This window comes from Xylanivirga thermophila, from assembly GCF_004138105.1.
Lineage (GTDB): Bacteria > Bacillota > Clostridia > Caldicoprobacterales > Xylanivirgaceae > Xylanivirga > Xylanivirga thermophila.
Genome location: NZ_RXHQ01000002.1, coordinates 14,039 through 35,231 on the forward strand (window position 1 = coordinate 14,039; position 21,193 = coordinate 35,231).

Below are 21,193 nucleotides of genomic sequence, written 5' to 3' on the forward strand. Positions count from 1 at the left end.
AATCCCAATATATAAATTAGAGTTTTAAGGATAAATCTATTGATCTAATGCTAACTCTTGATCGATTAATTGTGGTAATTTTGCCATTCGCTTTGCTATATTTGATAATTTTCTCTCTCTAAATCCACTCATTGTAGTATATATATCATCATTAAAAACCTCCACCCAGCGTTTATCCAAATAATCCGGTCCAAAGTATGCACCTAATATTGACCCAGAAGTAGCACCGAAGCTATCCGTATCATTACCTTGGGACACTTGCTTGCATATACCATCTCCAATATCCTCTGCGAACTTAAGGGTGTTCATAAGAGTACCTATCTCCTGATAAATTTGACATGCGGTATATTTTTTATATCTATTATGAATCCTTTTATATCCATCTAACCAATCCTTTGCCTTATCAATTTCATTTAAAGAATCGGATGCAATTTTATAAAAACGACTATTTTGTGGAATAAACTTCAATGCCATATCAAAAATATCTAGGGGATCTTTCATAAAAGGTGCCGATGCAATAGCTGCAGCAACAAACATAGCACCATATATCCCCGTTCGCCTATGTGTCCAACTTGCATCTACCCATGCCAACTCAGCAGCAAGTGCTGGTCTCCCTGAACAGGCATATCCATAAGCATCGGCCCGTATCAATGCACCACACCTCTCATCATTGGGATTAAAAACATTGACCCAATCGTCCATATCATAACTGCAATCAGGATACACAGATGAAATACCTGATTTTAACAACAGAGTCCGCTCTGGTCCCCAAGTCGTGTATATAGGTAAATTCTCCAGCCAGATGGATTTAATATGCTCCTTGGTAAAATATCTACCATACTCTTCTATTAGCAACATCCCTATAATGCTATAGGTAATATCATCATCAGGTGCCACATAATTAATTCTACCTTTGGTTGTTTCATCCCATGATATATTGCGCCTTCCGAGCTCTTCAAGAACTTCTTCCGAGATATAATCATTTAGTGGCCATTCATTAGCTTTCTCCAATGCAGATTTTATTTCATACAATGTGGGAAAAGGAAATTCTTCAATAGGCTTACCAAGCATGCATCCGCAAACCGATCCATAAAATGCCGTTTCCACACGTTTTGAAATATCCGCTATATCTATTTCCCCAATTTTATCTAATGGTCTGTTAGCATTACACTCTTCCCAAATTTCATCAAGATTATTTGGCTCCACATAGGACCATTCATCCCTTAAAGGAGCTCTTAGTATCTTTCTGGCAAATTCATTTAATGCATCATAACTATCAGGAAGACTATACAGTTCTTTGTATAAATCAAACACCATGTAACCCTGTTCATCCTTGTTTTTCAGCACCAATTCCAAAGTTTTGCGAAAAAACTCATAAGATGGCAACATTATATCCCCTCCCCAAACCTAATATTAAAATCAATTTCAAAAATCCTGTTCCAAGGCAATTTTAATTTTTCTATCTCGATCTTTTTGCCACAAAATTCTCCATTAAACTTCTCCTTTACCTCTTCTTGTAGACACTCTAAAATATACATGCTTACTTCATCTCTATAATCTCCTACATCATAGGGATCAATATATGAAAAGGTATCTTTTTGCTTAATCATTTGATGCAAGACATTTGATTGAAACAGCCAATCTTCAATCAACTTTCTAACAAGCAACTGCTCCGATTTTTGATTTTCCCCCCTACCGCCTTTAAACTCATTATAATAACTATAAATAACTGCCTGAGATAGTACCACGCCAATCGTATTTTGAGCAGTATTCCATCCACCATATGCACAAATGTTCTCAAGTATTCCCAATTCATTTGCATATAGCATAAGGTCATTATCTGCACCATTTGCAAAGGCTACATCGGCAATAGCACACGGTTTTTGAAATGTTTCTATATAATACTTTATATACGATAAAAACTCATGAAGGTTATTATAACTAAAAAAGGTAATGTCCTTAGCGTATTGATCAAAAGATTCAATCATATATTTTCCTGGCGAATGCACTGCAAGTAGCAAATCAGAATTTTGTGCATCATTAACGCATATACCCCCTAAAGAAGCTATCTGTGCTTTTATACCCTCGTGTAATGGCCTATCCTCATATTTAGGCACAATTGACGGGCCTAATACGGAGGAATAATGTATATGTATCTTTGGAATATACCTTTTGACCCCATTAAATATACGTGCAAACAAAACACATCCTACTTCATCCGCTCCTGGATATACCATTATTCGGTGCATAATATTGTATTCCGTGATTTTTTTTGCAATTTTCATCTGATCTAGCGCGGCAAATCCGTATTCCGCCGTATCATCTTTAGGAATGACTAAATAATCAATAATAGAACTTTTGACCATGTCTATACACATTAGATTGACATACCTGTTAATTTTCCTACGGGATAAAAAATCATCCATATATTCATTGGGGATCTCCTCTTCTAATAACTCAAGATCTTGCTCTTCAGATATTGATGCACACTTTCTATGTATTTTATCCATTAAATATGCATATCTCCATATCCTTGTGCCATATGTTTTCCAATAATCTGGATCCTCCGAATCATTGTTACTATTTGCTACCCGTGCAACAAGATTGAATGCATGTATTTCTATCATTGGATTTATATCTTTTATCTTTTTTATATTGTTTAAATAATTTTCAGCTTGCTCAAAAGTTAAATGGTGGATACGAGAATTGATTATATTACCATATACTAACGTATCAATCGATAGAATCGCATAATCACAATCAGCTGCATTTTCAAATACCCATGCCCATAACTTTTCCATATCAGCCGGTTGCTTTTTCTTACCCATATATTCTATTGGAGGCACTAATAAATTTATATCATCAACCATATCAGCTAATAGTTGAGGATACTTATAATTACATGGTCTTTCATCGAGGGGTATATAAAGTATGTTCTTCGTCAATTTTATCACTCTCCTATTTAGCCCTTTATACCTGTCAATGTAATACCTTCTATAAATTGTTTTTGGAACAAAAAGAATATAATAATAATAGGGACAGTAAACATAGTTGAAGCTGCCATTAATAGTCCCCATTGTACTGTATGTTCTTCTAAAAAGGCATGCAACCCTAGAGATAAAGTATACTTCTCCGGCTTATTTAAATATAAAAGGGGACCTAAAAAATCCGACCACGCATTTAAAAAGGAAAAGATTGCAACTGATGCTATAGCAGGTTTACAAAGTGGCAACATTATCTGCCAAAAAATCCTTGTTTCTGATGCACCGTCTAATCTGGAAGAATCCACAATAGAATTTGGAATAGTCATAAAAAACTGTCTCAATAAAAAGATATAAAACGCTCCTCCAGTAAATGTTGGGATAGTAAGGGGAGCAAAAGTACCTACCATATCAAGCTTTAACCATATCATATAAACTGGAATCATTGTAACTTGGTATGGTATCATCATAGTAGCTAATATAATCGGAAAGATATATTTTTTCCCCCACCAATCTATTTTAGACATTGAATATGCTACCATGGATCCTGTCAGTACATGTCCAATAACGCTAATAATCGTTATAAATAATGTATTAAATATATAACGTAAAAACGGTATTTTTTGAAACACTTCAACATAATTGGCCCAACGTGGTTTTTTGGGAATAAGATTAAGTACTGTTGAACACGCTTCTTGCGGAGATTTTAAGGAAGTAGATAACATCCATAAAAATGGAACTAAAAAAATTATGCTAAAAAGAATTAATATAATATAAATTATTATATTATAAGCATTTTTCTTCGTCTTGCTCTTTACCCCCATTATTCTTCGCCTCCATACGTTACCCATTTATGGGAAGTATTAAATATTAACCAAGTTATTAACGCAACAATGATGAACATAATCCATGCCTGTGCTGAAGCCTTTCCCATCTTAAAGTAGTAAAAGGCATTTTGATAAAGATAGAGTGAGTAAAATAAAAGTGAATTCTCCGGTCCTCCACTTGCTTCATTCAATCCTGTCTTATTTGCTCTTGAGAGTATATATACTTCACTAAAAGACTGTAGATTGGTGATAACCCCCATAATCAACTGATATAGTATTATTGGTGATATACATGGTAATGTAATGTGAATAAATCTACTCCATCTACTCGCACCATCAACCTCAGCGGCCTCATATAATGACTTTGGCACATCCTGTAACGCAGCGAGAAAAATAATCATTATCCCGCCTGTTCTCCATATGCTCATCAATATCATAGATGGCTTTGTTAATTTTGGATCTACCAACCAATTAGGTTGAGGAAGACTTAGCTGTCTAAGAATGGTGTTAATGAGACCATATTGAGGATCTAATATCCATAGCCAAAGCATTGCGGATGCAATTGCAGGTACAATATTAGGGATATAAAATACTGTTCTGAAAAAAGACATACCCTTGACCTTTGTATTTAATAAAATTGCCGAAATTAATCCTGCAAGCAATGTAATAGGAGTTCCAATTAATGTCATATACATTGTATTATATAAACTTTTAAAATACTTTTCATCACGAAACAATTCTATATAATTTTTTAAGCCTATCCATTTAGCTGTCTGAAAAATATTAAAATCTGTAAAGCTATTGTATATAGAAATAGCAATGGGATACAATTGAAAAATTATAAACCCTATTATCCACGGGCTTGCAAACAAAAATCCTATAATTGCATAACGCTTTTTTGTACTACTCATTGATGATTTTACCTTTGCCATCTCTCTACCCCTCCTCCTGATATTTACCCGTTGATTAAAGAACTTTTTAGTATCTAAATCTTCAGAAGGCCTATAGGCCTTCTGAAGATTTAAAACTGATCCTTACAAAGGATTTAATCTATTTTAATTCTTTCATCAATTCATTTGCCTTTTTGGCTGCATCTTTCATAGCTTCTTCAGGAGATTTTTTCAAATTCATGACTAATTCCGCTTCTTCGTCAATAATTTCATTATATTTGTTTTGTATAGACAATGCAGGAAACAACCTTAAGTTTTTGCTATCTGCCATTACAGAAAACTCAGGAAAATCTATAACCTCTTGAAAAATAGGAGCATTAACAGATGAAAATCTTGTAGGGAATCCTGCAGCAACTGGGTTAATTACTTGGCATTCCTCTTCTCCCATTGCCCATTTCAAATATTCCCATGCCCCCTCCTTGTTCTTTGCATTCTTGGGTATATAGTACATTGAACATGAGATGCTGTTTCCAAGTTCCAATTCTGGATGTCCTTCTGGATATGGTAATGGGGCTATTCCATAATCAAAATCTTCTTTTGAAAGCTTTAACTCCGTTCTTACCTTGCTACCTAACCACATACCGTCTATTCTCATTGCCTGTTTATCTGTAAAGAAAGGATCTGTTGCATCTAAATATTTACCTGCGGCTCTAAATTTTGCTACGTTATCATATCCAAATTTTTTAATATATTCAACGATTAAGTTTAATGCTCTTAATGTACCCGGATTATCCGGGGTTAAAGTTTTCCCATCTTCAGAGATTAACTGAGCACCAAATGCAGCCGACATAGGTCCTAGATAATATACTATAGGAAAATCCGGAAATCCCAATACATCGATAGTTCCGTCATCATTTACCTTTGTCAATTTAATTGCATATTCTAATAATTCCTTATCTGTTTTAGGAGGTCCTTCCAATCCAGCCTCATTAAATAATTTTTTATTATAAAAAAGCATCATAAAGTTAATACTACATGGTATAGCATAAGTTTTTCCGTCATATTTACAACTTTCAAGGGCCATTGGTATAAAATCATCTATCTTAAACTCATCATTATCTTTTTGTATGTAATCATCAAGGGGCTCTGCAACTCCTTTTTCAGCATAATCAGCCACGAAATTACTAAAATCATCTGTAAGATCAGGACCACTACCACTTGAAATGGCTACTATTATTTTTTGCTTGTCAGGTACTGATAAGCCTTCCACGAAGTATTTATCTTGACTTTCATTAAAATGATCTACGCGGTTTTGTACCCATTTGCCCGTTTCGCCTCCCCAAAGGTACCAAAAAACTACCTTAGATTTTTCTTGCTCCTTTTCATCGGGCTTTTCGTCCTCTTTTTTATTTTCACTTGCAATTTCTTGTTTCTCCTCTTTGGAGCCATCTTCCGAAGTATCCTCTTTTTTCTCGCAACCTACCAAAGGAAATGCGATTATCATAATTATAACTAGCAATATAGAAATAAACCTTTTACTTTTCCCCTTTAACATCTTTGACCCCCCATTTATATTTTTATTTTAAAAACAAAACATTATAATTTTTGTATTGCAGGCCCCCCTTCACTTATCTTTAATATTGAATACATTTCTATTTTCGTTATAAATATATTCTATTTGTGATAATAAAATTACTCATTTTTACGTAAAAGTTACGGAAATTTTTATTTAATAGATCTAATACTGGTAAATTGAAGTGACTAATCATTCATAAAAAAGTGATACCAGTAATATATATAGAATAAACTGATTAATACAAAATATTGCGTTATATTTACGGTACTTTATAAATTCTATACAAAACACGAGGTGATACTTTGAATATAAAGGAAATTGCATTAGAAGCCGGGGTCTCCATAGCTACCGTATCTAGAGTAATAAATGGTAAAAGTGATGTAAGTGATGAGACAAGGGAAAAGGTTCTTCGTTTAATACAAGAAAAAGATTTTAAACCCAAAATTGCTGCTGCACAAACAATAGATAATATAGGAATCTTTATATCCAATAATAATACAGAGATATCAAACCCTTATACTTCACTTATACTAAGCGGTATAAGTAATATCTTATTTAATAATGATTTAAGCCTTACGTTAATACCCTCTACCAAAATTCCTAAAAAAGGGATAGATTTTTTAAATTTTTGTATACAAAGGAGGATAAGCGGAGGAATATTTATTTCCTCTACTCTGGATGACATGTATATAAAAGAGCTGGCAAAATATATTCCTATTGTCGTAACTGGGAATGAACTTGACCCCAAATACATAGGCAGCGTAAGAAGCGATAATTTTCATGGTGCATACAAAGCAATAGAACATTTAATAAAACTTGGACATAAAAATATATTACTTGTAATGGCTGATATGCACTATATGGATCACAGGGATAGATATGAAGGTGCAAAAAAATCATTAAACGATCATGGATTGAAATTACATCCATTCAATATAACGGACTCATATATTTTAAATGATAGGGATCTGGAATATCGATTGGAATTTATATTTAAAAACTCCAAGACAGACGCCATTTTTGTAGGTGGAGATCAAGAAGCAATAAGGGTTGTTAGAGCTTTACAGGATAAAGGCATTAAAGTACCGGAACAAGTATCTGTAATAGGTTATGATAATTTAGAGATTGCATGCCATACCAGTCCACCCCTTACTACTGTAAATCAACCTATATATGATATAGGAAAAGAAGCTGCAAAAATGCTATTAAATATGATTAAAGATAAGAAATATAAACCTGATCAGATTGTGTTAAAGCAAAACCACTTAATGATTAGAGAATCGGTTATAAAAAGAGATGGTACTGTTTAATATACCATCTCTTTTTATAACCGGTGCATAGCATCTATATTAAATCTTCGTTACTATCTGTTTACGCCCACCACATGGCACCCTTATCTTCAAATGTCATTACATCCTTTAAAAACGCAATAGCTTTTTGCAGACCCTCGTTTGGAGTCATTAAGCTGTCCTCATGCTCTATACTAAGTACATAGTCATAGCCTACCATGCGCAAATTACTAACTATATCCTTCCATACCTGATAGTCATGTCCATACCCCACTGAACGGAATACCCATGATCTATTTATCTCATCCCCATAATGTTTTGTATCTAATACGCCATTTATAGGTGCATTTATAGGATCTATCTTTGTATCCTTTGCATGGAAGTGATATATAGCAGGACCAAGCTTTCTTATAGCTGCCACCGGATCTATTCCCTGCCAGAAAAGATGACTAGGATCAAAATTGGCACCAATCGTATCTCCTACCGCATCACGAAGTTTGAGAAGTGTTTCAGGATTATATACACAGAATCCTGGATGCATCTCAAGGCATATTTGGTTGACTCCATGATCATTTGCAAATTTTACAGCCTTCTCCCAATAGGGAATAAGCACTTCATTCCATTGATAATCTAAAATGGTCAAAAAATCGTCAGGCCATGGGCACACTACCCAATTTGGATATTTGGAACCTTCAGAATCCCCAGGGCAACCGGAAAATGTATTTACTCTGTGTAATCCCATCTGTTCTGCCAAAAGCACTGTCTTTTCAAAATCCTTCTGGAATTTTGCAGCCACTTCTTTTTGGGGATGCACAGCATTGCCATGGCAGCTAAGGGCACTTATTTCCATATTATACTTATTTATAAGATCCTTAAGTTCATTAATCTTTGCGGGGTTATCCAAAAGATCATCCGGGTTTACATGGGCGGTACCTGGAAATCCACCTGTTCCCAATTCTACAGCCTGCACACCAGAATTAGATAAATATTTTAATGCCTCTTCTAAACTTTTATCACCTAAAAGCACAGTAAAAACACCTAGCTTCATAAAAACGCCTCCTCTTAAATATTATATCTTTATGCTTAAAAATAAACTTTATACACTGCTGTTACTTTTATTTTATCCCATATACAGGTTATATCATCAACTATTTTTAGAGTTATATAAACTATTTTTGGATTTATATTTTTACCTATAAATCCTTTATATACTGCTTTTCAGCATACATGGCGCTCTACATATACATCTAAAAAGCAACATAAATAGGTGCATAAGGAATATTGCATTATTTTGATTATTTAGCATACTTAACTAGAAGATTAAACCAGAGGACTGCTCTATTACTAATTTACTCATATATGACTGTTTTTTTACTTTGACGAATGGCTAAAACCACTATAATATAGTACAAAATGGTATAATACATATTTTTATGTTAGGGGGTATTCCTTTTGTACATTTTAAAAAGAATATTCGGTCTTATGGCCAAGTATAGGAAGAGGACTGCAGGAGCTGTAGCCCTCTTAATTATTGTGATGTCTACAAGACTTGTCACTCCTTATTTGACCAAGATCATCGCCGATGATGTCATAAAAGATGGAAAAGTAGAGATATTGCCTAAAGTTCTATGGCTCCTCATCATACTGAGTATAGTACGTGGAGTGCTTATATATGCACGTTCGTATCTCTTTGAGGATATCTCACAAAATCTGGTGTTTGATCTTAGGCATCAACTATTCGCTCATTTACAAGAACTACCTTATAAGTTCTATGATGAGAATCGTATAGGAGAGATAATGTCACGTATGACTGGGGATATAGATGGCATTAGAAATTTTGTAGCCGGTGGTGCCATCACACTCCTCGAAAATCTTATCTATTTTGTGGGAGCATTATGCATACTGTTTGCAATGAATGTAAAACTTACTTTAATAGTTATCATAACTACTCCCATTTTAGCATTTGTCGCAAGAAAATTCGATAAGATGATCCGTCCAGCGTTTGACGAGATTAGGGAACAAAATGCTGTGCTAAATACCCGTACCCAAGAAAATATTTCTGGCGTCAGGGTAGTAAAGGCATTCGCCCGGGAAGAATATGAAAAAGACGCATTCTCCAGAGAGAATATAAAACAATTGGATAAAAACATAAATGCCACCTTTATATGGTCCAAATATATACCTTTCATGGACTTTATAAGCAGCCTAAGTCCTGTGGTACTTTTAGGCTTCGGCGGGAGCATGGTAGTAAAGGGTGAAATATCATTAGGTACTCTTTTAGCATTTACCGGTTATATATGGATGATTACCGGCCCTATGCGTATGGTTGGTTGGCTAATAAATATGCTTGAACAGGCCATATCGTCTGGGGAAAAAATATTTTACTATCTTGATCTTGGCTCTTCAATAAAAGAAAAACCAAATGCCGTATTTCCTGAGGAATTTCATGGCCATGTAAGGTTTGAAAATGTATCCTTTAAGTACAAGGATGATGAAGTATTACATAATATAGAAATTGATGCCCCTCCAGGAAAGACTATAGCAATAATGGGTCCCACCGGCAGTGGAAAAACTTCAATAATAAACCTCATAGGTCGATTCTATGATTGTAGTCAAGGTAGGATAACAGTAGATGGCATAGATGTGAGGGATTACAAACTCAAGAATTTAAGGCGGGAGATAGGTTACGTAATGCAAGAAACCTTCCTGTTTTCTGATACCATTAAGGCAAATATTGCGTTTGGTCGTCCTGATGCATCCTTTGATGAAATTATAAAGGCAGCAAAGATAGCCGAAGCACACGAATTCATAATGGAAATGCCTGATGGCTATGATACAGTAGTAGGTGAGAGGGGAACGGGACTCTCAGGTGGTCAAAAGCAGCGTATAGCAATCGCCCGAGCTATCCTTAAAAACCCTAAAATACTCATACTAGATGACAGTACCTCTAGTGTAGATATGGAGACTGAGTTTAATATACAGAGGGAATTGGAAAAGAATATGAAAGGGAAAACTACCTTTATTATAGCCCATAGGATATCCTCTGTTAAAAATGCCGATGAAATAATTATATTAGATCAAGGCAGCATAGTAGAACGGGGAACCCATGATGAGCTATTGGCTAAAAAAGGCCGTTACTACGGAATGTATAAAGACCAATATAAAGATTTTGAACAATTAAATTATAAAGAGCAGGTGATATAAATGGCTCAAAATAAGATTTTAGAAGATGAAGCAGTTGAAAGACCTTTTAACGCTAACCAATTTAAAAGATTATTAAGCTATATGAAGCCCTTTAAAAAGCAGGTATCTATAGCCTTTGTCCTCATGATAATAGCGTCTCTGGCAAACCTGGCAGGGCCATATCTTATAAAATTAGCCTTGGATAATCATATACGTGTTGGTAAGCTTGAAGGATTGCAATGGATACTACTACTCTTTTTTGTTGCAAATGGACTGTATGCTGTCTGTCTAAAATACAGGGTACGCATAATGGATGTGGCAGGAAGAAAGGCCATTGCAAACCTTAGGCAGGATTTGTTCGACCATATACAGGAATTATCCTTTTCATTCTTCGATAGCCGTCCTGCCGGCAAGATAATGGTAAGGGTAATAAATGATGTAAACTCCCTAAATGGCCTCTTTACAGATGGAGTCATAAATGTATTGATAGACTTTATCACCTTAATACTAGTCATAATCATTATGCTCTCCATCAATATAAAACTGACATTAATATCATTATCTACCATACCCTTTATCATGCTGATAGTCTTTAGATTAAAAAAGATAATAAGGTATCGTTGGCAAGAAGTAAGAAAAAAACATTCAAATATGAATGCCTACCTCCACGAAAGCCTTTCAGGCATGAGGGTTACTCAGGCATTCGTAAGAGAAAAGGAAAATGAACAGATATTCGTGGATTTAAACAATGATATAAAGCAGTCATGGATGAGTGCCATAAGGATAAATACACTCTTTTGGCCTGCCATAGATCTAGTATCTACTGTAGGTACTGTCCTCATATACCACTTTGGTATAAACATGATGAGAACTGAAGAAATTACCCTAGGTACATTAATGGCCATCATATGGTATCTCGGTAGGTTTTGGGAACCTCTCAATAACATCTCAAATTTCTATAATTCCATTCTGGTAGCCATGGCATCTACCGAAAGAATTTTTGAGATAATGGATACACCTACAGATATAAAAGAGTTGCCTGATGCAATAAAAATGCCTTATATCCAGGGTAAGGTAGAATTCGACAACGTAACATTCAGCTATGACAATGAAAAGACCATCTTAAAGAATGTAAGTTTTACGGTACAGCCTGGACAGTCAATAGCATTAGTAGGTCCTACCGGCGCAGGTAAAAGCACCATAATAAACCTAGTCAGTCGATTTTATGACCCTACTGAAGGAGCTGTGTTAATAGACGGATATGATATAAAAAGTGTTAACCTTCGATCACTAAGGGAACAGATGGGCGTAATGATGCAAGACAGTTTCATATTCTCTGGCACCATATTGGATAACATAAGATACGGTAAACTAGATGCTACAGACGAAGAAATCATAGAAGCAGCAAAGGCTGTGCATGCCCATGAATTTATATCAAAAATGGAAAATGGATATTATACTGAAGTGAGCGAGCGGGGTTCTAGATTATCGGTAGGCGAAAGACAACTCATCTCCTTCGCCCGTGCCCTTTTAGCAGACCCTAAAATACTTATACTTGACGAAGCTACCTCTAGTATAGATACCCAGACTGAAATACTTATACAAAAGGCACTAGAAAGACTATTAGAAGGCAGAACATCATTTGTCATTGCCCATAGGCTATCTACCATAAGACAGGCAGATAGGATAATGGTAATAGATAATGGCCAGATAATGGAAAGTGGTACCCATGATGAATTATTGAAGGAAAAGGGTATATACTATGATCTTTGTCAGGCACAATATAGATATTTAAAAGCTGTATAAAAAATTAATGGGACTGACGTCTATATAGACCTCAGTCCCATTAATTTTTTACTTTTTGTTAGTAAATTTATCAAGGGATTTCTTGAATACAATATTATCTATTCTCCAATTTCCATAACTTTTTTTGAGAATAATAACTTTTTCACCATTTTGCCACTTAGGCGGATTTGTAGGTTCCTCATCGTCATCGCGATCCCTAAGTTCACCACGTATTTTAGGTACAATCTCCTGTATAGTAGCCTTACCAGTATTACTCCATGGCCACGCCCACCATTTTACTACCTTCAGTCTATAATCGTAATCATTTATTACATACTCTTCGTATGGGTTAGTAACCAACATAGGATCACTACTTAAAAATGACGGAGTAAAGAACTTATTCAAGGAAGTAATCTCTTTATTTCCAAATACCACATCAGTCCTTGCATTTAATCCTTCATTTAGTGTTATAAATATATTAGAACAATCATAGGATATAGATATTACCAGCAGGACAACCAATATAAACACTATAATCCCTGTAAATCTTTTGGCTATGTACAACAAAATCCTTGCTAACGTATCCAAATCATATTCCCCTCTCACATGCACTATTTATAAAAATTTCGTAGAATACTATAATAATAACACGAAATGAGCAATATCTACAAGACTGGAAAGAAAAAAGCTGCCTTTTGATTTTAAGGCAGCCATATTGATTATACCCTTTTAAATTTGCTTACCATATCATCAAAGATTGTATATATGACAGGTACAACAATCAAAGTAAGCAGAGTGGACAGAATTAGACCTCCTATAACAGATACTGCTAATGGCATTTGAAATTCTGCACCCTCCCCTATACCAAGGGATAATGGAAACAATCCTAATACAGTAGTCATACTAGTCATAAGAATAGGTCTCAGCCTGGTAGGCGCAGCTTTTTGTACTGCTTCATCTCTAGACATACCTTCCTCCCTTAGCATATTTATATAATCAACCAGCACAATCCCGTTGTTAACCACTATACCAGTAAGTATGATCATACCAAGATATGCTGGCACACTAAGGGATATATGTCTCATAAAGAGCCCTATAAAAGCTCCGGTAAATGCCAGAGGGACTGTAAACATTATAATAAATGGATGGATAAAAGATTCAAATTGTGCCGCCATCACCATATACACAAGTATTATACCCAGTATAAGCGCAAGTCTGAGATTTGAAAACGCTTCATTTAATTGTTCTACATCTCCTCCAAATTCTACAGTATAACCAGCTGGTATATCATATGCCTCAAGCTTTTTTTGTATTTCATCCATAACACTACTAAGCGCCCGCCCACTAATTGAACTTGATACCGTAACAACCCTGGTCTGGTTTGCCCTTTCAATTTCCACAGGTCCCCTATCATATTCAAAACTAGCTATTTCCTTTAATGGTACCATAAAGCCTAAAGGTGAAGCTATTATGACATCCTCCATAGCTTTTACATCTAGCATCTCTTTATTGGGCGTTTGCACCCTAACATCTATTTCGCTCCCGCCTGTCTTATATCGAGTAGCTACTGTACCTTGTATATAGCTTTGGACTGTGGACGATACTACAGCTACATTTATACCATATTGGCTGGCTTTTTGCCTATCAATAACCACCTTAAGTTCGGGCATACCTTCTGCAAAGCTTGAACGTACCTCACGAGTACCAGACACACCCTCCACTATGTCTTTAATATCATTTCCTATCTTTTTTAATTGATCCAGATCTTCGCCCTTTATACTGACAGAGACAGGTGAAACAGCTCCCCCTACTCCTGCTCCCATCATAGAAGATGCATCCGTTACCTGAACCTCACATCCAGGTATGTCTGCCGTCTTCTTTCTTATTTCATCTCCTACATCCTGGCTGCTCCGCTTTCTCTCAGATATGGGCTTCAAAATAAGCGTGATACTGCCTCTATCATTTGTCGCTCCACTTGCAAGATCGCCCATCATTCCTCCGCCTATACTGGAGTATACCGTATCTGCTTCAGGTATATTTGAAACTATATCCTCTAATTTACCCATAGATTCTATTGTTTCTTCATATCTAGTACCACGGGGCATCTTAACCGTTATATCTATCTGACCAGTATCGGTAAGTGGGAAAAATTCTCTTCCCTCAAATACCACCATGAATATGCTAGATACAAATAGCAGTATGGTTACAATTACCACCCAGCCTCTGTGCTTTAACGCCCTTCCAAGTGCCCGTTCATAATAACCGTGTAGCCTATCAAATGTCTTATTCCGTTTTTCAGAGGTCATGCGCCCTGTAAGTTTTACAGATAAAAGTGGCACCAAAGTAAGGGCAACTATTAAAGAAGCCAACAATGAAAATGTAACCGTAAGTGCCATTTCCCTAAATATTTGGGCTGTCAATCCCTGAACAAAGACAATGGGTAAAAATACACATATGGTAGTAAGAGTAGAAGCAATTATTGCCATAGATACCTGATTTGCACCCTGCTTTGCTGCCTCCATTGGCATATAACCATCCTGTCGCATCCTATATATATTCTCCAGTACCACTATGGAGTTATCCACCAACATACCTACGCCCAATGCTAAACCTCCTAGAGATACCATATTAAGAGTGACCCCTGAAAAATATACGAGTATAAAGGTAGCCACTATGGAAATAGGAATGGATAACCCTATAACTAATGCAGGTCTAAAATCTTTAAGAAATATAAATAATATTAATATGGCTAATGCGCCACCCAATAGTGTATTTTTTACTACCGTGGATATGGATTTATTTATATATGTAGACTGATCCAATACAGTGGTAATATTTACATCACCATATTCAGATCTTATATTTTTAAGCTCCTTGTTAAGCATTTTTACTACCCTGACCGTATTGGCCCCACTTTCCTTCTGAATGGATATGGACAAGCTGTCCTTGCCATTTATCTTTGAATACTGTTTTTGGTTCGCAGTGCTCTCTTCAATAGATGCCAAATCTCCCAGTAAAAACATTGAGCCTTGGCCATTGGTGATGGGTAGCTTTTTTATATCATCTATGCTGGTAAAGGTGCCAGTGGTTCTCACAAGTAAATCATAGCTTCCATCGGATATGATACCCCCAGGTGCGCTTATATTTTCCATGCGTATAGCATTTATAATGGTATTCATAGCCACTTCATTACTAGCCAGTTTGTCAGGATCAACTATTACTTTTATTTCATCCTGACTCCCGCCATATATACTTATTGAGGCTACCCCTTCAATACGCTCTAACCTAGGCTTTAATGTTTCATCTACCCACGTTTTTAATTGGGACGGCGCCTTCCCTTCCTCTGATACACCCAACGCCATTATGGGCAGCATATTTGGATCCAATTTTATAACCATGGGATTGGAAACGCCATCTGGGAACATACCCTTTATGAGATCGAGTTTTTCCCTCATGTTCAAAGTAGCAAAATTCATATCCGTTCCATAGTTGAATTCCAATATTACTAATGAACTGCCTTCAGAGGATATGGAGCGTATAGATTTTACATTGTTGACCGTAGCCATTACGTTCTCTATATTTTTTGTAACAATTGATTCTACCTCTTTAGGGCCTGCTCCACTGTATTGTGTAGATACTACCGAAATTGGAAGCTCTATAGATGGCAAAAGATCCACATTAAGTCTGCTTAAAGATACAGAACCCAATATGAGGACTATACATACCAACATAAATATGGTAACGGGTCTGCGAATACTTACATCTGATAAACTCATTTATTGTTCACCTCTTACAATATTGACCTTTACGCCATCTTTTAAATAGTCCTGACCTTTAACTACTACATTATCTCCCTGGCTTATCCCCGATAGCACCTCTACATTTTCGCCATCATCAAGTCCCGTCCCTATCTCCCGCCTATAGGCCGTATCATTATCCACTATAAACACATAATTTTTCCCACCTTGCATTATAACAGTATTTTTAGGGATGGTAATCACTTGCTCTTTCCTATCAAGGATTATATTAGCCTTTCCAAACATACCCGCCCTTATGTTTTTTTCGTCGTTATTGACCTTTATAGTTACCAAAAAGGCTTGGGTTTTCATATCGATCGCAGGACTTATGGACTCTACTATCCCATCCATGTCTTTATTCAATGCATCTACATGCACCTTTACTTCTTGGTCAACTCTTAACTTGTTTATGTCACTATCTGGTACATTTATGTTAAAATATAGAGTATCAATATCTATTATGGTAATAGGTGGCATAGTCTGGGCTATTATATCCCCTTCTTCTGCCGATACTGTTGCTATTACCCCATCTATTGGAGATGTGATCTTGAGGTTTTGTTTCGTATTATTAGCCATATCTAACCCTATCTTTGCTTGTTCAAGCTGCAGATCAAGGAGCTCTTTTGATGGAATAGATTGTATGCCGCTGTCTATAGCCTTTCTACCTTGCTCTACCTCAGATCGCTGATTATAAAGCTCCCGCCTTTTATCCTGTAATTCTTCTTTTTGATTATTAATAGCACCTTTTTTAACTTCATATGTCTTTTTATCAATTTGCCCTGCTGCTAATAATTTATCAAGATCTGCCATACCTCCATCAAGTTTTAAAATGCCATCATCTATCTGGGATTCAGCATTTTTTATATCTTCAACAGCCTGATCCAAACGTTTCTTGTCTGCATTTAGACCATCTCTTTTTTCATTTGCCGACTGAACGTTTAATTTTGCAATATCATAAGCAATCTGGGCCTGCTTAACCTGAAGTTCTACCTCAGAGGTATCTAATTCTAAAAGCACATCCCCTTTTTTTACTTCCTGACCAACCTTTACATGAAGTTTATTTAATTTGCCAGGCATCTTAGGAATAACGGCATGGGTTTTTACAGGCTGAAACTTGCTTGAGAACTCCCTTAATACTTCTATATCACCCAATACCACCCCTTGAGTTTGTACGGATACTACCTCCGTCTTATTTTCTACCTGCTCATCCTGATTATTTTCCTTATTTGATGTACATGAGGATAATACTAACAAAAGTATAATAAGACAGGATAAAAATAACGTCTTTTTATTTTTATTCATACCACTGCTCCCTTCTAATCCCTATTACGGTCGTATATAATCCTTAGGCCTTCTAAGGTAAGCAATGCATCAACCTCATCTACAACTCCTGATTCCTCTGCTATAAGAAACGCTAAACCTCCTGTTGCTATTACCTTTGCATTGCCACCTAACTCTCTTTTCATCTTGTTTACTATATAATTTACCTGACCTGCATACCCATACACTATCCCCGCCTGCATACTGCTCACAGTATTTTTGCTTATAACATTTTGAGGCTTTACAAGTTCTACCCTAGGTAGCTTTGCCGCATGTTCAAACAATGCATTTGTAGATATAATAATGCCCGGGGATATGCAACCTCCCAAGTATTCACCTTTTTCAGATATGGCACAATATGTAGTAGCAGTACCGAAATCTATTATTATAAGGGGGCCCCCATATTTCTCATATCCAGCTACTGCATTTACAATCCTATCTGCCCCCACCTCCTTTGGATTATCATATAATATATTTATTCCCGTCTTTATACCAGGACCTACAACAATGGGCTTTATATTAAAATATTTATCACACATCTGCTCCAATGAATACATTACATTTGGTACTACTGACGATATTACTATGGCTTCTACATCCTTATATGATAAATTGTTGTACTTAAAAAGCTCAAGTATGATCATGCCAAACTCGTCTCCCGATCTATTATGTGTAGTAGCCATACGCCAGTATGCAACCAATTCTGTATTATCATATATCCCAAGAACTATATCAGTATTACCCACATCCATTACAAATATCATATATATTCCTCCTTTGCTCTTAAATAAAGGCAGGGAAATAGTATCCCTGCCTTTATTTCTCGCTATCAAATTAAAATCCTTTATTATATATCTTTTGCAATGCCCCTGTTACAGCGCTAACTATAACTATTGCCACCACTATCTCCGGTATGCCGTGGGTAACGGCAATGCCTATTAGGAATTTACCAAGTCCCGCAGCTGGTATACCTATCTTGCCAGCATACTCCACCCCATGCCTTAAATAGATGGCTGATAGTACCCCTGCTGTATTCGTAACGGTTCCCACTGCTCCCGCAAATGCACTGGCGAGCATATGGCTCCCCTTTGCGCCCTTTGAGCTATCCCTATCCTTGAATAAACGCTTTATGCCAACATAGGTATAATATGATGTAATGGCAATACAAAGTCTTGGAAGAATAGCTACTATAGGGTCTAGGAATACAAACTGGGCTGGGCTGGTAGGCATGGCCACCGCCTGATACATACTGAATCCACCGAACACCAAACCTATAAAAAGACCTACTACAGGACCTTCCATAATAGACCCTATTATTACAGGTATATGCATTATGGTAGCTTTGGTGGGACTAAAAGGCAAGGCAATAAAACCTAATGGAGTGGCGCCAAGTACTATAGAAATGGCAGCTAGCATACCTATCACAACCAGCCTTCGAGTAGATATTTTCATCACTTTCACCTCCGTTCAAGTTCCAAAATGGATACCTGACGTATATAAAATATAAAGTTGTAATGGTATCCCTATAGTCCAACTCCCTATGGGATGTCGGCTATAGTTTTAATTTACAGATAATATTGTACCAAAATATGTTTTAATATACAATAAAAATTCTATCTTTTCAGCATTACAGATAATAAAGCATTGTTTACTGCCCTTGCAACTACTTCTACCGCCGCCATACCTAATATGTTGATATCCTCTTTTTTATCACCAGTAGATAGACAAAAGAGTGTATCACCATCCACCATAGTATGGACCGGACTTATTGATATGGCCAATCCATCATGGGCCATACTAGCCAACTTGTTGGCACCTTCCTTTGATAACTTTGCATTGGTAGCCACTACCCCTATTGTAGTATTAGTAGATGAGAACTCTATATTCATATCTTTTTTAAACAAAAATTCCTTTGTATTCAAAAATACCCCTTTGTTATCAGGATGCCTTGCACCTGCTAGTATATTGCCATTCTCTATATCTATTACATCTCCAAATGCATTGACTGCAACTATCGCCCCTACTATTACACCGCTTGGTAGTTTTATACTGGCAGTACCTATACCGCCCTTCATGCAAAAATCCATACCTAGTATCTTGCCTACAGTAGCTCCTGCACCAGCACCCACTATACCTTGAGATACTTCTTTGGCCGAAGCATTTTTGCATGCCATATACCCCATTTGTGCGTCCGGTCTTATGGATGAATCCCCATAGGCCAGATCAAAAAGCACCGCACCTGGGACTATAGGCACTCTGGCTACTCCAGTATCATATCCTATGCCCTGCTCTTCAAGGTATTCCATTATACCATCGCCTACAGAAAGACCAAAGGCACTGCCTCCCGTAAGAAACACTGCATTCACCTCTTGCACCGCATTGGTAGGCCGCATGAGATCAGTTTCTCTGGTCCCGGGAGATGCACCTCTAACATCTACACCACCTACTGCGCCGTTTCTACAAAGCACTACAGTGCACCCAGTCTTCTTAGAGCTATGTTCTGCATGCCCCACCTCTATACCGGGTACATCAGTTATTTTTCCATCATACATAATCCGTAAGCCCCCTTATGGATACATCACCAGACATCACCGTTTCAAGAGTACCGTCATCTTTCTTTATAATAAGATGCCCCTCTGGAGTAAAGTCTATAGCCTCTCCTTCAAATTCCATATCGGTACCTATTACCCTTACCCGTCTACCTATAGTTATACACCACTTTTTATACTCCTCTAGTATAGGTGCAAAATCACAACTGGATATGTAGCTAAGATAGAGCTCCTCTAGTTCCTCCATTACACCCTGTATAAGTGCGTTGCGATTTACATATTCACCCTTCTCAATACCTATGGATGTGGCCATATGCCGTATACCACCTGAAAACTCTTCCAAACCTATATTTACATTTATGCCTATACCTACAATTATATAGCGTATCACGTCTGGATCACACTGGATTTCTGTGAGTATACCGCATAATTTCTTACCTTCTACCAATATGTCATTTGGCCATTTTATATCGACCTTTATCCCATACAACTTGTATATGCACCTAGCCACTGCCAAAGCAGCCATGGCAGTTATTTGAGGTGCATCCTTAGGTGATAGTAAATCAGGCTTCAATATTATGGACATCCATGCCCCCTTGCCGGCGGGAGATGCCCACTTCCTATCTAGCCTACCCCTACCACCGGTCTGCTGATCTGCAATAACCAAAGTACCTTCCGGCCAGCCTTCCTGAGCCAATGTCTTTGCTTTTATATTGGTAGAGTTGATACTATCATATACCTGTACTACCTTCCCAAATCGATTAGTATTTAACCCATAAGTGAGAAGGAACGGATCCAATATATCAGGTACTTTTTTTAAGCAATACCCCTTTTTGGTAGCAGATTCTATATAATATCCTTCCTCCCTTAAACCCTTTATATGCTTCCATACAGCTGCACGGGTAACTCCAACAACCTCACTTATCTCCTGACCGGATATGTATTTACCTTTATTATCTAATAAAATAGCCAAAATTTTTTCTCGCATTTTCCTAT

Annotated in this window: 16 protein-coding genes; 3 read left to right on the forward strand and 13 right to left on the reverse strand. The window is 36.7% G+C overall.

Annotation, left to right across the window (positions count from 1 at the left end; translation table 11 throughout):
* Positions 1-36 precede the first annotated feature (36 nt).
* The 5 genes from EJN67_RS01265 to EJN67_RS01285 form a co-directional block, all read right to left on the reverse strand.
* A complete protein-coding gene (locus EJN67_RS01265) occupies positions 37-1,389 on the reverse strand; it encodes an ADP-ribosylglycohydrolase family protein (protein ID WP_129721487.1) in 1,353 nt (450 codons plus the stop codon).
* Positions 1,389-2,945, reverse strand: coding sequence for a DUF4127 family protein (locus tag EJN67_RS01270; RefSeq protein ID WP_165000673.1), 1,557 nt, complete (start codon positions 2,943-2,945; stop codon positions 1,389-1,391). The genes EJN67_RS01265 and EJN67_RS01270 overlap by 1 nt, the downstream gene beginning before the upstream one ends.
* A 17-nt stretch (positions 2,946-2,962) precedes the next feature.
* Positions 2,963-3,805, reverse strand: a complete 843-nt coding sequence (locus EJN67_RS01275) for a carbohydrate ABC transporter permease (RefSeq protein WP_129721489.1) — start codon at positions 3,803-3,805, stop codon at positions 2,963-2,965.
* Positions 3,805-4,740 (reverse strand): carbohydrate ABC transporter permease, encoded by a 936-nt coding sequence (locus EJN67_RS01280; RefSeq protein ID WP_129721490.1) that lies wholly within the window; start codon positions 4,738-4,740, stop codon positions 3,805-3,807. Before EJN67_RS01280 ends, EJN67_RS01275 begins: the two co-directional genes overlap by 1 nt.
* A 118-nt stretch (positions 4,741-4,858) precedes the next feature.
* The gene (locus tag EJN67_RS01285; protein WP_129721491.1) at positions 4,859-6,253 is read right to left on the reverse strand and encodes an ABC transporter substrate-binding protein; all 1,395 of its coding nucleotides are present in this window, start codon (positions 6,251-6,253) and stop codon (positions 4,859-4,861) included.
* A gap of 323 nt (positions 6,254-6,576) precedes the next feature.
* On the opposite strand from EJN67_RS01285, the gene EJN67_RS01290 reads away from it, so the two are divergent.
* Positions 6,577-7,584, forward strand: coding sequence for a LacI family DNA-binding transcriptional regulator (locus EJN67_RS01290; protein WP_129721492.1), 1,008 nt, complete (start codon positions 6,577-6,579; stop codon positions 7,582-7,584).
* Between the two features lie 61 nt (positions 7,585-7,645).
* Here EJN67_RS01290 and EJN67_RS01295 read toward each other — a convergent pair whose 3' ends face one another.
* Positions 7,646-8,611: a sugar phosphate isomerase/epimerase family protein gene (locus tag EJN67_RS01295; RefSeq protein ID WP_129721493.1), complete on the reverse strand. Its 966-nt coding sequence runs from the start codon at positions 8,609-8,611 to the stop codon at positions 7,646-7,648.
* A 404-nt stretch (positions 8,612-9,015) separates the two neighbouring features.
* On the opposite strand from EJN67_RS01295, the gene EJN67_RS01300 reads away from it, so the two are divergent.
* Together EJN67_RS01300 and EJN67_RS01305 are read left to right on the forward strand one after the other, a co-directional pair.
* Positions 9,016-10,767, forward strand: coding sequence for an ABC transporter ATP-binding protein (locus EJN67_RS01300; protein ID WP_207207938.1), 1,752 nt, complete (start codon positions 9,016-9,018; stop codon positions 10,765-10,767).
* A complete protein-coding gene (locus tag EJN67_RS01305; protein ID WP_129721494.1) occupies positions 10,768-12,552 on the forward strand; it encodes an ABC transporter ATP-binding protein in 1,785 nt (594 codons plus the stop codon).
* Between the two features lie 48 nt (positions 12,553-12,600).
* Here EJN67_RS01305 and EJN67_RS01310 read toward each other — a convergent pair whose 3' ends face one another.
* The 7 genes from EJN67_RS01310 to EJN67_RS01340 form a co-directional block, all read right to left on the reverse strand.
* A complete protein-coding gene (locus EJN67_RS01310) occupies positions 12,601-13,119 on the reverse strand; it encodes a hypothetical protein (protein ID WP_129721495.1) in 519 nt (172 codons plus the stop codon).
* Positions 13,120-13,250: 131 nt separating this feature from the next.
* A complete protein-coding gene (locus tag EJN67_RS01315) occupies positions 13,251-16,307 on the reverse strand; it encodes an efflux RND transporter permease subunit (protein WP_129721496.1) in 3,057 nt (1,018 codons plus the stop codon).
* Entirely contained in the window at positions 16,308-17,630 is a 1,323-nt protein-coding gene (locus EJN67_RS01320) for an efflux RND transporter periplasmic adaptor subunit (protein WP_129721497.1), read from the reverse strand.
* Between the two features lie 14 nt (positions 17,631-17,644).
* Positions 17,645-18,412, reverse strand: coding sequence for a type III pantothenate kinase (locus EJN67_RS01325; RefSeq protein ID WP_129721498.1), 768 nt, complete (start codon positions 18,410-18,412; stop codon positions 17,645-17,647).
* Between the two features lie 70 nt (positions 18,413-18,482).
* Positions 18,483-19,100 carry an ECF transporter S component gene (locus tag EJN67_RS01330; RefSeq protein ID WP_129721499.1) on the reverse strand — a complete coding sequence of 206 codons (618 nt, stop codon included), beginning with the start codon at positions 19,098-19,100 and terminating at the stop codon, positions 18,483-18,485.
* A gap of 161 nt (positions 19,101-19,261) precedes the next feature.
* Positions 19,262-20,200: a P1 family peptidase gene (locus EJN67_RS01335; protein WP_129721500.1), complete on the reverse strand. Its 939-nt coding sequence runs from the start codon at positions 20,198-20,200 to the stop codon at positions 19,262-19,264.
* A complete protein-coding gene (locus tag EJN67_RS01340; RefSeq protein WP_129721501.1) occupies positions 20,193-21,185 on the reverse strand; it encodes a biotin--[acetyl-CoA-carboxylase] ligase in 993 nt (330 codons plus the stop codon). Before EJN67_RS01340 ends, EJN67_RS01335 begins: the two co-directional genes overlap by 8 nt.
* Between the last annotated feature and the right edge of the window lie 8 nt (positions 21,186-21,193).

What these genes read in the sequence shown, in the direction of transcription:
- EJN67_RS01330 (WP_129721499.1), bottom strand. Translation starts at nt 19,100, where the DNA reads ATGAAAATATCTACTCGAAGGCTGGTTGTGATAGGTATGCTAGCTGCC.
- EJN67_RS01340 (WP_129721501.1), bottom strand. Translation starts at nt 21,185, where the DNA reads ATGCGAGAAAAAATTTTGGCTATTTTATTAGATAATAAAGGTAAATAC.
- EJN67_RS01320 (WP_129721497.1), bottom strand. Translation starts at nt 17,630, where the DNA reads ATGAATAAAAATAAAAAGACGTTATTTTTATCCTGTCTTATTATACTT.
- EJN67_RS01265 (WP_129721487.1), bottom strand. Translation starts at nt 1,389, where the DNA reads ATGTTGCCATCTTATGAGTTTTTTCGCAAAACTTTGGAATTGGTGCTG.
- EJN67_RS01335 (WP_129721500.1), bottom strand. Translation starts at nt 20,200, where the DNA reads ATGTATGATGGAAAAATAACTGATGTACCCGGTATAGAGGTGGGGCAT.
- EJN67_RS01295 (WP_129721493.1), bottom strand. Translation starts at nt 8,611, where the DNA reads ATGAAGCTAGGTGTTTTTACTGTGCTTTTAGGTGATAAAAGTTTAGAA.
- EJN67_RS01315 (WP_129721496.1), bottom strand. Translation starts at nt 16,307, where the DNA reads ATGAGTTTATCAGATGTAAGTATTCGCAGACCCGTTACCATATTTATG.
- EJN67_RS01305 (WP_129721494.1), top strand. Translation starts at nt 10,768, where the DNA reads ATGGCTCAAAATAAGATTTTAGAAGATGAAGCAGTTGAAAGACCTTTT.
- EJN67_RS01280 (WP_129721490.1), bottom strand. Translation starts at nt 4,740, where the DNA reads ATGGCAAAGGTAAAATCATCAATGAGTAGTACAAAAAAGCGTTATGCA.
- EJN67_RS01325 (WP_129721498.1), bottom strand. Translation starts at nt 18,412, where the DNA reads ATGATATTTGTAATGGATGTGGGTAATACTGATATAGTTCTTGGGATA.
- EJN67_RS01275 (WP_129721489.1), bottom strand. Translation starts at nt 3,805, where the DNA reads ATGGGGGTAAAGAGCAAGACGAAGAAAAATGCTTATAATATAATAATT.
- EJN67_RS01285 (WP_129721491.1), bottom strand. Translation starts at nt 6,253, where the DNA reads ATGTTAAAGGGGAAAAGTAAAAGGTTTATTTCTATATTGCTAGTTATA.